General features: G+C 35.0%; 13 protein-coding genes. 6 read left to right on the top strand and 7 right to left on the bottom strand.

The annotated features are described in order from the left end of the window. Positions 1-46: 46 nt before the first annotated feature. Positions 47-805: a bacteriorhodopsin-like gene (locus Q3Y49_RS07220; protein WP_303271627.1), complete on the bottom strand. Its 759-nt coding sequence runs from the start codon at positions 803-805 to the stop codon at positions 47-49. Positions 806-1,049: 244 nt separating this feature from the next. Here Q3Y49_RS07220 and Q3Y49_RS07215 point away from each other — a divergent pair, with 244 nt between their 5' ends. Together Q3Y49_RS07215 and Q3Y49_RS07210 are read left to right on the top strand one after the other, a co-directional pair. Then, the gene (locus Q3Y49_RS07215) at positions 1,050-1,697 is read left to right on the top strand and encodes a deoxynucleoside kinase (RefSeq protein WP_303271626.1); all 648 of its coding nucleotides are present in this window, start codon (positions 1,050-1,052) and stop codon (positions 1,695-1,697) included. A gap of 75 nt (positions 1,698-1,772) precedes the next feature. Continuing rightward, positions 1,773-2,981 (top strand): NAD(P)-dependent oxidoreductase, encoded by a 1,209-nt coding sequence (locus tag Q3Y49_RS07210; protein WP_303271625.1) that lies wholly within the window; start codon positions 1,773-1,775, stop codon positions 2,979-2,981. A 20-nt stretch (positions 2,982-3,001) separates the two neighbouring features. Here the strand turns inward: Q3Y49_RS07210 and Q3Y49_RS07205 are convergent, their stop codons facing one another. Together Q3Y49_RS07205 and Q3Y49_RS07200 are read right to left on the bottom strand one after the other, a co-directional pair. After that, complete coding sequence (locus Q3Y49_RS07205; RefSeq protein ID WP_303271624.1) at positions 3,002-3,205, bottom strand: hypothetical protein; 204 nt, start codon at positions 3,203-3,205, stop codon at positions 3,002-3,004. Between the two features lie 154 nt (positions 3,206-3,359). Continuing rightward, entirely contained in the window at positions 3,360-4,232 is an 873-nt protein-coding gene (locus Q3Y49_RS07200) for an AraC family transcriptional regulator (protein WP_303271623.1), read from the bottom strand. 166 nt (positions 4,233-4,398) lie between these two features. Between Q3Y49_RS07200 and Q3Y49_RS07195 the strand changes: the two genes are divergently transcribed. Next, positions 4,399-5,001, top strand: a complete 603-nt coding sequence (locus Q3Y49_RS07195) for a DUF3244 domain-containing protein (RefSeq protein WP_303271622.1) — start codon at positions 4,399-4,401, stop codon at positions 4,999-5,001. A gap of 132 nt (positions 5,002-5,133) precedes the next feature. On the opposite strand, the gene Q3Y49_RS07190 is transcribed toward Q3Y49_RS07195, so the two are convergent. After that, a complete protein-coding gene (locus Q3Y49_RS07190) occupies positions 5,134-5,820 on the bottom strand; it encodes a DUF6962 family protein (RefSeq protein WP_303271621.1) in 687 nt (228 codons plus the stop codon). A 146-nt stretch (positions 5,821-5,966) separates the two neighbouring features. On the opposite strand from Q3Y49_RS07190, the gene Q3Y49_RS07185 reads away from it, so the two are divergent. The 3 genes from Q3Y49_RS07185 to secDF all read left to right on the top strand — a co-directional run bounded on the left by Q3Y49_RS07185 (position 5,967) and on the right by secDF (position 10,797). After that, positions 5,967-7,190: a sensor histidine kinase gene (locus tag Q3Y49_RS07185; protein ID WP_303271620.1), complete on the top strand. Its 1,224-nt coding sequence runs from the start codon at positions 5,967-5,969 to the stop codon at positions 7,188-7,190. A gap of 156 nt (positions 7,191-7,346) precedes the next feature. Next, complete coding sequence (locus Q3Y49_RS07180; protein WP_303271618.1) at positions 7,347-7,670, top strand: hypothetical protein; 324 nt, start codon at positions 7,347-7,349, stop codon at positions 7,668-7,670. 139 nt (positions 7,671-7,809) lie between these two features. Next, positions 7,810-10,797, top strand: coding sequence for a protein translocase subunit SecDF (secDF, locus tag Q3Y49_RS07175; protein ID WP_303271617.1), 2,988 nt, complete (start codon positions 7,810-7,812; stop codon positions 10,795-10,797). Between the two features lie 94 nt (positions 10,798-10,891). On the opposite strand, the gene Q3Y49_RS07170 is transcribed toward secDF, so the two are convergent. The 3 genes from Q3Y49_RS07170 to Q3Y49_RS07160 all read right to left on the bottom strand — a co-directional run bounded on the left by Q3Y49_RS07170 (position 10,892) and on the right by Q3Y49_RS07160 (position 13,103). Beyond that, positions 10,892-12,376 (bottom strand): YfcC family protein, encoded by a 1,485-nt coding sequence (locus Q3Y49_RS07170; protein ID WP_303271616.1) that lies wholly within the window; start codon positions 12,374-12,376, stop codon positions 10,892-10,894. A gap of 85 nt (positions 12,377-12,461) precedes the next feature. After that, the gene (locus tag Q3Y49_RS07165; RefSeq protein WP_303271615.1) at positions 12,462-12,827 is read right to left on the bottom strand and encodes a DUF2200 domain-containing protein; all 366 of its coding nucleotides are present in this window, start codon (positions 12,825-12,827) and stop codon (positions 12,462-12,464) included. A 39-nt stretch (positions 12,828-12,866) separates the two neighbouring features. Continuing rightward, complete coding sequence (locus tag Q3Y49_RS07160; protein WP_303271614.1) at positions 12,867-13,103, bottom strand: hypothetical protein; 237 nt, start codon at positions 13,101-13,103, stop codon at positions 12,867-12,869. Positions 13,104-13,162: the final 59 nt, after the last annotated feature.

Below are 13,162 nucleotides of genomic sequence, written 5' to 3'. Positions count from 1 at the left end.
GATCATAAATGACCCCTTTCATAACTAATTTTCAACTAAAAAATGATTAAGCTGTTGCTTTAGCCCTTTTAGTTTCGCTCATGGCAATTCCATATACTACTAAACCGAATCCGATTTTGTTAATAGCATCACCAATATTGTAAATTAAATCCATGCTAGAAGGTTGCAATAACCCTAAGCCATCTTGACCTAACCATCCGCCTGGCATAGCCATGTAACCGATTGGGTAAATTGCCCAACCTACTAATACAAACCACGCTAGTGCTTTAATACCTTTTTGTACCGCTTCGTTTCCGCTAGCTTTCGCCAATTGAGCTGCTTCTCCTGCCCATGCTGAATACAAGATATAAATGTACCCTAATGTAGATATAACACCCCATAGCACAGAGTGGAACATTGTTCCATCAGTAAAGGCTTCGCCAATGTATCCTGCAACTAGCATCACTACTGAAGCTGCGATTAGTTTCCACATAAAGCTTTGTTTTGCACCTGCAGGTCTTAACAATAGGTAAAACTCCACACACATCAATGGAACTGTTAAAGTCCAGTCAATATAACGAAGAACTGTTGGGTTCATACCCGTGGCTGCGTAGTAATCACGCATATAATAATAATGAACTGCCGCGATCATGGTAATTAAACCAGACACTAAAAGTGAAGTTTTCCACTTTCCATCAACTTGTTGTCTTTCAAAGAAGAAAAAGACTGAAGCTGCGAACATTGCCATATACCCTGTAAAGAAGGTAAATGCTACCGGATCATCCGATTTGATGTCAATGACATCTGCTAAGAATAATAAGTCCATAGTGTTAAAAATTAATAGTGTTTAATTATTAGTTATAAAGTTTAAACACAACTTTAATATAATTGTTTTTAAAAAATAATTTTGTTTATGTTTTACTCCATTTTATTTAACATCAATACTTTATTATCATCAATCATTAACCAATCGTTCTGTGAATTGAACGATTAACTTCATAAAAATTTCTTAGAGATTATATCTGAATTAGTGACTGTTAAAACCTTATATTTTTTACTTTTGTGCTCAGATGGAAAAGAGAATTGATCAATTAAAACATATAGCTATAGCTGGCAATATCGGTGCTGGAAAAACAACTTTAGCAAACAAATTATCGCACCATTACGGATGGAAAACTGAATTTGAAGCAGTAGAGGATAATCCTTATTTAGTCGATTTTTATAGTGATATGAAACAATGGGCCTTCCATCTACAAGTTTATTTTTTAAACAGTCGACTGAAGCAAGTTAAGAGAATTCGAGAAAGTGATCATACTGTGGTTCAAGATCGATCTATATATGAAGATTGCTATGTGTTTGCAAAAAACCTTCATGAATCAGGTAATATGTCAGATCGTGACTACCAAAACTATTTAGAGCTATTTGATTCTATGTCTCCTGTCATAACTCCACCAGATTTGCTCATTTATTTAAGAGCTGATATTCCAAAATTAGTAGGCCAAATAGAGAAAAGAGGAAGAGACTACGAAGAGACAATCCGAATTGATTATTTAAAAAACCTCAATAAGCATTATGAAGCATGGGTAAAACAATATGAAATTGGTAAACTCATCATAATAGATGTAAATCAACTAGACTATTTAAATAATGTTGAAGATTTCGCTTTAATCGTTAGTAAAATAGATACCGAGGTGCACGGGCTCTTTTCTCATCAATAAGCAAAAACTTCATGTAGCCTCCACTATTTTTAATAACTTTAGGAAATATTTTAATAGTAACTCATTGTATTTTTTATGTTGAAAATAGGTATCATTAGAGAGGATAAAATTCCTGTAGATAAGCGTTCACCAATGACTCCGGCTCAGTGCCAAATGGTTGCAAATCAATTTGGTGTTGATGTGAGCGTCCAAAAAAGTGAAATTAGGATTTTCCGTCCTGAAGAATACTCACAACATGGAATTGAAATGGTGGATGACATCAGTGACAGTGATATTCTACTAGGAGTTAAGGAAGTACCTATGGAGAAGCTAATTCCTGAAAAAACCTATTTTTTCTTTTCTCATACTATTAAAGAGCAGGAATACAATCGTGAGCTACTTCAGACTATCCTGAAGAAAAAAATAAAGCTAGTGGACTACGAATGCTTATTAGATTCTAAAACAAATCAAAGAATTGTTGCTTTTGGTAGATTTGCAGGTATAGTAGGCGCTTATAATACCATTTGGACATTTGGCCAAAGATATAACTTATTCAATATTAGAAGAGCACATGAATGTTATGATTTGGTTGATATGAGAACTGAATTTGATAAGGTAGAATTACCAGCCATCAAAATTGCCATTACTGGTGGTGGCAGAGTTGCCAAAGGTGCAATGGAGGTGATGTATGGAATGGATATTCTTCAGGTATCGCCTCATGAATTTCTGAATGAAAGATTTGACAGACCTGTTTTTACCCAATTAAGCAGCCATGCTTACCATACTAAAAAAGATGGCACCCCATTTAAGAGAGATGAATTCTATGAAAACCCAGGGCTTTACGAAGGGGATTTTCTAAAATATACTGAAGTCGCAGATGTCTTAATAGCCGGTGCATTTTGGGATCCACGCGCTCCAGTTCTTTTCACAAAAGAAGATGCTATACGTCCTGAGTTTAAAATTAGAATAATTGGGGATATCACGTGTGATATAGAAGGCTCAATTCCAAGTACGAAAAAACCAGCAACAGTTGACGAACCTGTTTATGATTACGATCCAACTACAGACAGTATTCAACCAGAATTTAGTGAGGAAAGTAACATAACTGTGATGGCAGTAGATAATCTACCCTGCGAGCTCCCGAGAGACGCCTCCGAAAGTTTCGGTCTTGAGATGATAGAGAACGTCTTACCCCATCTTTTAGGAGATGATAAAGATGAAGTTATCAAAAATGCTACAATTGCTGAAAATGGTGAACTGACTGAAAGGTTTAGCTATTTACAGAGATTTGTAGATGGAGAATAAAATACTATTTTTGAATGTTTTTATTTTGATTCGATTCTACTAATTTTTCCACTTGCAATACTTTCAACGCAGAGACAGTTTTCCTCCTCCCAACGGATTTCTTTTACATCTTCTTGAAAAGCAGTAGCATCCGCCATACTAAAATCACGGATTAAAATATCTTTGCTTGCAGCTTCAAGTATCTTCGAGGAATTATTTTTGAATATTACTGTGAATTTTGGCATGAGTATTAAACATTGTGAACAAGGATAAGATGCTTTGTTCACTTTCAATGTTTAAGAAAATTAATAGAATGAGACTATTTATCGACAAAACCCTAAAAAACATCCTTAAAAGCAATACTTTTTCTAATCGAAATGCAAATTTTAAGTCAATTTGTTATTTTACCACTCGTCTAATTTCTTTTCTATAATCAGATGGACTTTTGCCTGTAATTTCTTTGAATTGTCTATTGAAATGAGAAATATTATTGAAACCACAAGCGTAGCAAATATCAGTAATATTCAAATTTCCTTCTGACAGTAATTTTGAAGCATGCACCACCCTGTGCTCGTTAACAAAAAAGGTGAATGTCTTATTTGATATTTTTTTAAAATACCGACAAAATGCTGGGACGGTCATGGCTGCCTCTGCTGCAATCTCTTCTAGTGGAATGTTCCTTTTATAATTATCTTTCACAAAATCGTAAATGAGATTAACCCTTTGCTGATCCACAGCCTTTGCCTCAATAGAAACTGCTTCAGAGTTTAACAAATAATAATCTTTGATTTCAGAAAGCTCTTTCAATATCTGAATCAGCCCTATTAATCTGTCAAATGCTGGTTTACCAACCAATTCTTCTATTTTATTCCCTATACGCTTCTTGGTATCCCCTGTAAATACAATCCCTAACTTAGCATTTTCAATTAGTTGTTTGATAGGCTGGATCTCGGGAAGGTTTAGAAACACAGGTCCAGGGAAATCCTCTTTCATTTGAACGATGGTTTCGGATTCGTTTCCAGTCAGGCTATCAGTAAAACCATAATGAGGTAAATTAGAACCAATCAACATTAGATCACCATCTTGATAATAAGAAATATGATTTCCAATATGTCGCTTCCCATTACCTCCTTTTACAAACACTAGTTCGATTTCTGGATGGAAATGCCAAAACGGATCCTTATTGGGCTTAGATTTCTCAAATTTCTTGATTAGAACAGAACTACCAAAGGACGGCTCAATTTGTTCGAGTGTTGGTTTATAAAATTGCATATTTTCACTTTTAACGCTGAAAATAAAATATTGTTATTGCATTTTACCTCTCAATAACATTAAGATAACATCAAAAGGTTAATATAGTACTAATATTGGAAAATCTTCACATAGTTCATTGCAAAAAAGCGCCATACATTTGTAATGTACTTAAATGAGAAAGCTTATGAAAAATTCAAACATTCAAAAAACGGTATTTGCCTTCGCATTGATCGCGCTACCTTTAATGAGCTTTGCAGATGGATTCCCATTTGTGAAATTGACCAGCAAGGAAAACAAGATGATCACTTTAAGAGTGGGTTCTGCTCAGTCTGATATGACTAATATAAAAATTAAAAACCAGTTCGGACAAGTGATTTACAGCGAAACTGTAGAAAATGTAAATGGTATTCTGAAAAACTTTGATCTAAAAAATCTGGAATCAGGTCACTATAAAATAGAGCTTGAAAATGCTTTTAATATTGAAGTGTTGCCTATTACAATCACATGGGATTCTGTAATGGTTGCTCATGATCAATTTACTACGGTTCACAAACCATTCTTTAAATTAAGGGAAAATGGCAATGTGGACTTCAATTTCTTGAATTTAAATGCCAAATCAACCACAGTGACGATTGTCAATGAAAAAGGTCATGTCGTTTACAAAGAAGACTTAGGAAAGAGTTCAGATCTTGAAAAAAGATATGACATCTCTTCTTTAGGAAAAGGAAATTATCAATTCATAGTTCAAAGTGGTGATAGGAACTTTAAACACAACATCACCCTCTAAATAGTATTCAATTAGTCGTTTCCATAGTAGGGCTCGCCATCGGAGGATGGCGGGCTTTTTTTATGTCTCATTTTAACAAACGCTCGAATCATGTCAAAAAGAGTAAGCTAAAATGATTTTAGTTGAAACATACTATACGTATTCTTTTGGCTGATTTTCTTTTAATTTAATTCTTTTTACTCCGCCATAAATAAATACAGTAGCAAAAGCCATCATGACATGACTCAATGATAAATAATTGAACCACCTATGAATACTGAATTCAGCTGCAAACACCAAGGCCGAAAGCGCGGCAAAACCAATTCCTGCCATTACATATTGAGTTGCTTTGTTCTTGGTTTTTAAAAACAAAAGAAATTCAATAGTAAATACGACAAACATCAATCCGTAGCCCGAATGAAGTTGAACGTAAAAGAAATCCAATGTAAACAAGACTAATCCTAAAAAGACTACAAACTCAATAATGTTGACGACCCCCAAAATCTTCACGTATTTCTTGTTCAAAACAATTCTAGTATGCTCAATAGCTCCTCTTTCTATAAGCATGATCGCAAACATACTAATGATCCAACCGACTAATTTCCAAACTTTAGTGAATTCATAGTAAAAAGCATGTCCAATGATTCCGCCAAAAGTAGTGGCCAGACCCATTACTAGGAAATAGTACTTGAAATACATAAAAACTTTTCGATTATCATTTGATTTGGACATTTTGTAGAAATACAAAAAACACAAAACACTTACTAAAAGATCGGTGAGAGTTACAATCGGTTCGTCAATTCGAAGCCCGAATAATTCAATTTGCACTATATTTTCCATACATTATTTATCGAAAAAGATTCTTAAGGGTTACTTTCAGTGGAAGAGCCCAATATTTTAACGAACAAATTCCGTTTTAGCATGAAGTAATAATGTGAAAGTTTTACGTTATTCGCTTAACTTTATAATTTGCTCCTACAATATCAATGGTAAACCAGTCGGAAAATCCTTTCATGGGCAATGCCTCAACCTTTTATCAAAGCAAAGCTGCTTTAAAATGGATAGCCTTAGCGTTTTCATTAATCATTGGTATTGCATCAGTTCTTTATACCAATAGCATAGTGGAAGAATTGAAAGAAAGAGAAGAACGCTCTATTGAACTTTGGGCAAAAACTTTAGAATATACTAGTGACCCTGATAACAGTGAAAATCTAATCTTTATTTTTCAAGAGATCGTTACTCCAAACAATTCTATCCCAGTCATTGTAACCGATGCAAATGGTAACCCAAGCATTTTTCGAAATATTAAAATAGATAGTAGTAAAAATGATGAAGCAGCAATGCAGGAGATACTCAAAAATGAGTTGGCAATTATGGAGCAAGAGTATGAGCCTATATTAATTAGCGGAACAGAATCAACTGACTCTAGCGATAACCAATATATCTACTATAGAAATTCTGATTTAATCTACCGATTGAAATACTATCCTTATATCCAGCTTTCAGTCATTGCCGCGTTTGTGTTTTTTGGGTACGTTTCATTTTCTTATTCTCGAAAAGCTGAGCAGAACCAGGTATGGGTAGGCTTAGCAAAAGAAACTGCCCATCAGCTGGGTACACCACTATCCTCTTTAATGGCTTGGCTTGAAATCATGAAAATCGATGATGACCTAAAAGATAAAGAGGTTACTAAGGAGCTAGAGAAGGACATCAGTAAATTGGAGTTAATCACTTCGAGATTTTCCAGCATTGGCTCTGTTCCTGTTTTGAAAGACGAAAACATTTCAAAATTGATCCAATCAACTGTTAGTTATTTACAAAAAAGAACCTCCAAGAAAGTATTCATCAATTTTGTATCCAAAGATGACTTAGTAACAGCAGATATCAACAAGCCACTTTTTGACTGGGTAATTGAAAATTTGTGCAAGAATGCTATTGACGCCATGAGTGGTGAGGGGGAAATTACTATCACTTTAAAAGAGGGGAAATATGGGGATGCATTGATCGATATTAGCGATACGGGAAAAGGAATACCTTCCAGCAAAATAAAAGAGATTTTCCAACCAGGCTTCTCAACTAAGAAAAGAGGCTGGGGACTGGGCCTTACGTTGGCCAAGCGAATCATTGAAAATTATCACAACGGTAAAATCTCAGTAAAAGAGTCAATAGTCAACAAAGGCACCACCTTTAGAATAATTTTGAAAAGGTAAACAAGAGATTGGCTATCCAAATCAGATTTTTCCCTTAGGATTATGAAGCCATCGCCCTATTTTAATCGGCTTGATTTTAGATAATTATATTGAATTTCCTGAATTTTAATTACATTTGCATCCCTAAGAATGAAAAGAAGGAATAACATATCGTCAATGAAACAAACAGGCAGTCTAATATTTGGGCTGGCTTTGGCTATCTTATTGTTTTTCCAACAACCTTATTCAATAGAAAATCAGGACGAGTTAAATCAAACCGAGCAAAAAGAGCAAAAAGAGCCTGCAGCAGAATTTCAGGTAATGTCCTATGATGTGCTTTTGCCGGTAATGCAATTCAATTTATTCCACTCATTTGATCTAATATTAGAAATCCCAAACCCCGATAAAGAAGATTTTACTTTATTGGAATATGTAGAAAAAGCTTACCATAATTTTTTTCATACATTATTTAGGCTCATCATCTCCCCTAATGCACCTTAATAATTATTGAGTTCTCAAATCAAACTCTTGAATATATAATATCAAGAACCACCCAAATTTTTTAAACCTAGTAACAATTTAAGTCGCATCTATTTCAATTGCGATTTATAAAATCAATTTAATTAAATAATAAATACAGATGAAAAACAGAGGATTTATCGTGTTTATGACTACTATAGTCACATTATTATGTGTCTATTACTTGTCATTCACGTTCGTGTCAAACGGCATAAAAGAAGATGCCACTGAACAAGCCACAGATGAGGCTGGAAATATTGACTATGGAAAGAGACAGAATTATTTAGATTCTGTTTACAATGTTCCTGTTTATAACCTTTTAGGTGTAGAATTTACCTATAAGGAAGTTCAGGATATGGAGTTAAACTTAGGCCTAGATTTACAGGGCGGTATGCACGTGACTCTAGAGGTATCTCCAGTTGATATAATCAAAGGTTTAAGTGGTAATAATGAAGATGAAGGCTTAACCAATGCTCTAGAAACTGCTAGGACAAGACAAAAAACGAGTCAAGAGACTTTTGTCAATCTTTTTTACCAAGCTTACCAAGAAGAATATCCCGATAAAAAATTAAGTGAATTCTTCGCTACTTCGGCCAATAGAGATAGAATCAGCTTTCAAACTGAAGACTCTGAGGTCTTAAGGATTATTCGTTCAGAAGTTGATGATGCAATTGACCGATCTTTTAATATCCTAAGAACCAGGATAGATAGATTTGGTACTTCTCAGCCTAATATTCAAAAATTAGAAAATACTGGCCGGATCCAAATTGAGTTACCTGGAGTTGATAATCCTGAGAGAGTAAAAAAATTATTACAAGGCGTTGCTAAATTAGAGTTTTTGCAAGTAGTAGAAATCAATGAGGTTTCAGATGCCCTTACAGCAGCAAATGAAATCTTAGTAGCAGAGCAAAAAGCTAATCAGAAAAATGAATTGGGTTCAGAAGATTCATCTGAAGTTTCAGAAGAAGAGAGTGGTAACTTAGCAGATTTATTACAAGATGATGACTCTACTTCTACAGAAGGACAAGAAACAGATTCAGCAGATACAACTCTTGATTCATTGGAAAATGCTCAAAACGTATCGCCACTATTTAGTTTAATCAAGGGTCAAGGTTTAGTGTACGATGTTACAGATACAGCAAAGATCAATGATATAATTCAAAGAGAAGACATTCAAACTCTATTCCCAAGAAACACAAGACTATTGTGGGATGTTAAGCCAAGAAAATTGGATAATGGTACTGATTTACTGGAGCTTTATGTGGTAAGAACACAAAGAGGTAATGAAGCGCTTTTAACTGGTGAAGTAGTAAATGATGCCAGACAAACATTTGATCAAGTAGGGCAACCGGCTGTTGATATGAGTATGGATCCAACAGGAGCTAGAAAATGGGCGAAAATTACTCGTGAAAATATCAATAACAGAATAGCAATTGTTTTAGATAACTACGTTTATTCAGCTCCAAGGGTGAACCAAGAAATACCTAATGGTAATTCTATCATAGAAGGTAATTTCACTATGGAAGAGGCTAAAGATTTAGCCAATATCTTGAAAGCAGGTTCATTACCGGCACCTACAAGAATCGTAGAAGAGGCCATTATTGGTCCAACTTTGGGTAAAGAAGCTAGAGCTCAAGGTATCATTTCCATTGTGGCTGGTTTGGCGATGGTATTGGTATTTATGGTGGCCTACTATTCAAAAGGTGGTTTAGTAGCTAATATTGCATTGGTATTCAACATCTTCTTTATTTTAGGGATTTTAGCGCAATTGAACGCAGCACTTACCTTACCAGGTATAGCAGGTATTGTGTTAACTATCGGTATGTCCATTGATGCCAACGTACTAATCTTTGAGCGTATTAGAGAAGAAATGCGAGCGGGCTCTCCATTATTGAAAGCTATAACATCAGGATATGAAAAAGCATACAGCTCTATTGTGGATGCCAATGTAACTACATTCTTAACGGGAGCCATTTTGTATTGGTTAGGTCAAGGCCCTGTGAAAGGCTTTGCCATTACCTTAATGATTGGTATTGCTTGTTCATTCTTCTCAGCGGTTTTCATCACAAGAGTAATTGTGAGCTGGATGAGCAAGAAAGGTGATCAAAGCAAAATCTCATTTGCTACGCCATTCTCTAAAAACCTATTTAGCAACATCAATTTCAACTTTATGAGCAAAAGAAAAATGGCTTATATCGGATCCGGAATTGTGATTGTAATTGGTGTTGTTTTAATGGTCACTAAAGGTTTAACCTTAGGCGTTGATTTCACAGGTGGTCGTTCTTATGTTGTAAGATTTGCTGAGCAAGTAGAAACTACAAGTTTGAAAGTAGCGCTAGATGGTAAATTAGAGGATGCCGGCACCGAGGTAAAGACTTATGGTGCAAATAACATATTGAAAGTAACGACTTCATACTTAGTCAATGAAGAATCAACAGAAGCTGATAATGAAGTAAAAACTAAAATTATTAGCGGTATTGCAGAAGCAACCGGTATGCAATATGTAGAGGATGAAACCGCAGTTGATGAATCAAATTTCACGATTAGCGGATCATCCAAAGTAGGTGCCACTATTGCGGATGACATCCGAAATTCATCACAGGAATCAGTGATCTTTGCCTTGATTGCAATCTTTATCTATATCTTAATCAGATTTAGAAGATGGCAATTTGGTCTGGGAGCTGTTGTGGCCTTGTTCCATGATACATTGTTTGTACTATCAGCATTTGCCATTGCAAAATTACTTGGATTCTCTTTTGAAATTGACCAAGTATTTATTGCGGCAATTCTAACCGTAATTGGTTATTCCATTAACGATACGGTGGTTGTATTTGATAGAATCAGAGAAACCTTGGGCATAAAATCAAAAGCATCCAATGTGGAGACTTTTAATACTGCAATCAATAATACCATCAGTAGAACATTAATGACTTCCATTACTACTTTAGTGGTAATCTTAATCTTGTTTATTTTCGGTGGTGAAGTATTGAGAGGGTTCTCTTTTGCATTATTAATAGGTATTTTAGTAGGTACTTACTCATCTATCTTCATTGCAACTCCAGTTGTGTTGGATTTAGCGAAGAGAAAGAAAAAAGCTGTAGAAGCATAATCAGAAATAAGTTAAAATTGAAAAGCCGAATTGGAGTAATCTGATTCGGCTTTTTTTATTGAATTATATATTTGCATCACATTTTTCTTACCATTCAATAACTCAGCAACGTCAAAAATATCACTCCAATCAATGCTAAAATTGCATAAAGAGGTAACATAAACTTTAAAAATTTCTCGTAACCAATTTTTACTAAGCCTAACGATGCTAATACCAAACCAGTTGGGTTTATGCTATTAAACAAACCATTTCCTAATTGGTATGCATTTACTATTACTTCCCTGCCAATATTGACATTATCGGCCAAGGGTGATAATATTGGCATGGTCAAAACCGCCATACCCGAACTGGAAGGAATAAAAAAAGTTAATCCTTGATAAATAAAGAAAAGTACATTCACGAATAGGCCTTTATTCATTCCTGTGGTTAATTCACTGGCATAAAAAAGTATGCTGTCACTAATCAAACCATCATTCATTAAAATGGTAATCCCTCTTGCCAGGCCTATGATGAAAGCTACTCCAAGCAAATCTCCTGCTCCTTGTAGAAAGGAATTAATAAATTCATTTTCCTTCATCTTTGCTATAAACCCAATTACTATAGCGCCAGCAAAAAAGACTGTGGTCATTTCCACAAACCACCAATCCCATTGTGAAACTCCCATAATCATGACAACAAAACAAGCAGTGAAAATGAGCAGGATAAGTCTTAATCTTATGGTAAGCGCTACAATATTACCTTCACTTGCTTCTTTTATATAAGATAATGATTTTATCGCACTGGCATCCACTAAAGATTTTTCAGGATTTCTTTTCACTTTTTTGGCATAAATTAATATATAAAGAATAGTGACGGTCATGCACACAACATAAATCAACATTCTTCCATCTAATCCACTTGTCCAGCTTATCCCGGCAGCATCAGAAGCAATAATAGTAGCAAAGGGATTTACAGTGCTGCACATTACCCCAATTGCAGAACCTAAAAAAATACTGGCCAATCCGACCATGGAATCATAACCTGCAGCAATGAAAATAGGAATTAAGATAGGATAGAAAGCCAAGGTTTCTTCGGCTAAACCGAATGTAGTACCTCCTAAAGAAATCAGTAAAGTAGTGAAAATAATCAGCAAAAACTCTTTGCCTTTTAAAGCTTTGGAAAGCCAACCCATACCCGCATTGAAAGCTCCGGTTACGTTCATGATACCAATCATACCGCCAATAATCAATACAAGGAAGATAATATCAGCCGCTTCAATTATCCCTTTTATAGGTGCAGACAAAAAGGCTACAAATCCTTGTGGCTGTGATGGTAATTGCTGATAAGTATCTGGAATGCTAATCGGCTTATAGATAGCACCACTTGTAAATTTATCTAAGGGAATCTTAACATTTAAATCTTCCAAATTCTCTTGAGAGGCTTTTAAATAATAAGTAGAATCTTGACTTTCAATTTGAAATTGGTCAGAAGTGGATTGATAACTCAATGAGTGGTAACTCCCGGCCGGAATCAACCAAGTTAAAAAAGTCACTAAAGCTGCAATGATCAAAAGAATACTTTGTGCTGCTGGAAATTTCATTTAGTCAATTCTGTTAGTGTAGAAACAAAGATAAGAGGATTCCGAATAAACTAAACCTTTGTATCTAGTATTCGATTTTCACCAGCTAAGCTCTTCTTAGAATCTTTTCCATCTTTTTGCCCTTCGCTAATTCATCTACCACCTTATCCAAATATCGAACTTTTCGAGTTAATTCATTTTCAATTTCCTCCACTCTGTAGCCACAGATTACTCCTTTGATTAACTCAGCATTGGGATTTAAATTAGCCTGCTGGAAGAACTCTGAGAAAGTGACTTTAGCTGAGATCAACTCCTGTTGCTTTTTGTCATCAAAACCAGTCAACCATTCAATAACCTGATGCAATTCCGATTTTGCTCTTCCTTTCTTTTCCACCTTAGTAACATAATGCGGATACACTGAGGCAAAGGTCATTTTTGCTATTCTTTCATTGTGTTCGGGTGTGGCTTTCATGGCTTTTCAAATTAATTTATATATCAATTTAATGAAAAATTAGAGACTCTCTTGATCATGTGACCAGATCGGATATCTATCTTCACCTTCGAAATCAGTTAGCTGTTTATGACTTTCATATGAAATATAATAAACCCATACATCACGTGTAATAGCGGAAGTATGGTGTTTTCTCCAATATTCTTCATAGCCTTTTAAATCCATGTATAACCAATGGCTACCGTCTTTATTGACATTTACATCATCTAATGGTAATGGAGTTTCCACTTGAGGCATATTCCCTTCAATTGAAGCGCTGTAAAGTTATGAAAACCTACTATAAGCGAATTGTGAAT

The sequence above is a fragment of the Marivirga harenae genome (assembly GCF_030534335.1).
Lineage (GTDB): Bacteria > Bacteroidota > Bacteroidia > Cytophagales > Cyclobacteriaceae > Marivirga > Marivirga harenae.
The sequence above is the reverse complement of the archived record's forward strand: the minus strand, read 5'-3'. Positions and strand labels throughout refer to the sequence as shown.

What these genes read in the sequence shown, in the direction of transcription:
- Q3Y49_RS07220 (WP_303271627.1), bottom strand. Translation starts at nt 805, where the DNA reads ATGGACTTATTATTCTTAGCAGATGTCATTGACATCAAATCGGATGAT.
- Q3Y49_RS07215 (WP_303271626.1), top strand. Translation starts at nt 1,050, where the DNA reads ATGGAAAAGAGAATTGATCAATTAAAACATATAGCTATAGCTGGCAAT.
- Q3Y49_RS07210 (WP_303271625.1), top strand. Translation starts at nt 1,773, where the DNA reads ATGTTGAAAATAGGTATCATTAGAGAGGATAAAATTCCTGTAGATAAG.
- Q3Y49_RS07205 (WP_303271624.1), bottom strand. Translation starts at nt 3,205, where the DNA reads ATGCCAAAATTCACAGTAATATTCAAAAATAATTCCTCGAAGATACTT.
- Q3Y49_RS07200 (WP_303271623.1), bottom strand. Translation starts at nt 4,232, where the DNA reads ATGCAATTTTATAAACCAACACTCGAACAAATTGAGCCGTCCTTTGGT.
- Q3Y49_RS07195 (WP_303271622.1), top strand. Translation starts at nt 4,399, where the DNA reads ATGAAAAATTCAAACATTCAAAAAACGGTATTTGCCTTCGCATTGATC.
- Q3Y49_RS07190 (WP_303271621.1), bottom strand. Translation starts at nt 5,820, where the DNA reads ATGGAAAATATAGTGCAAATTGAATTATTCGGGCTTCGAATTGACGAA.
- Q3Y49_RS07185 (WP_303271620.1), top strand. Translation starts at nt 5,967, where the DNA reads ATGGTAAACCAGTCGGAAAATCCTTTCATGGGCAATGCCTCAACCTTT.
- Q3Y49_RS07180 (WP_303271618.1), top strand. Translation starts at nt 7,347, where the DNA reads ATGAAACAAACAGGCAGTCTAATATTTGGGCTGGCTTTGGCTATCTTA.
- secDF (WP_303271617.1), top strand. Translation starts at nt 7,810, where the DNA reads ATGAAAAACAGAGGATTTATCGTGTTTATGACTACTATAGTCACATTA.
- Q3Y49_RS07170 (WP_303271616.1), bottom strand. Translation starts at nt 12,376, where the DNA reads ATGAAATTTCCAGCAGCACAAAGTATTCTTTTGATCATTGCAGCTTTA.
- Q3Y49_RS07165 (WP_303271615.1), bottom strand. Translation starts at nt 12,827, where the DNA reads ATGAAAGCCACACCCGAACACAATGAAAGAATAGCAAAAATGACCTTT.
- Q3Y49_RS07160 (WP_303271614.1), bottom strand. Translation starts at nt 13,103, where the DNA reads ATGCCTCAAGTGGAAACTCCATTACCATTAGATGATGTAAATGTCAAT.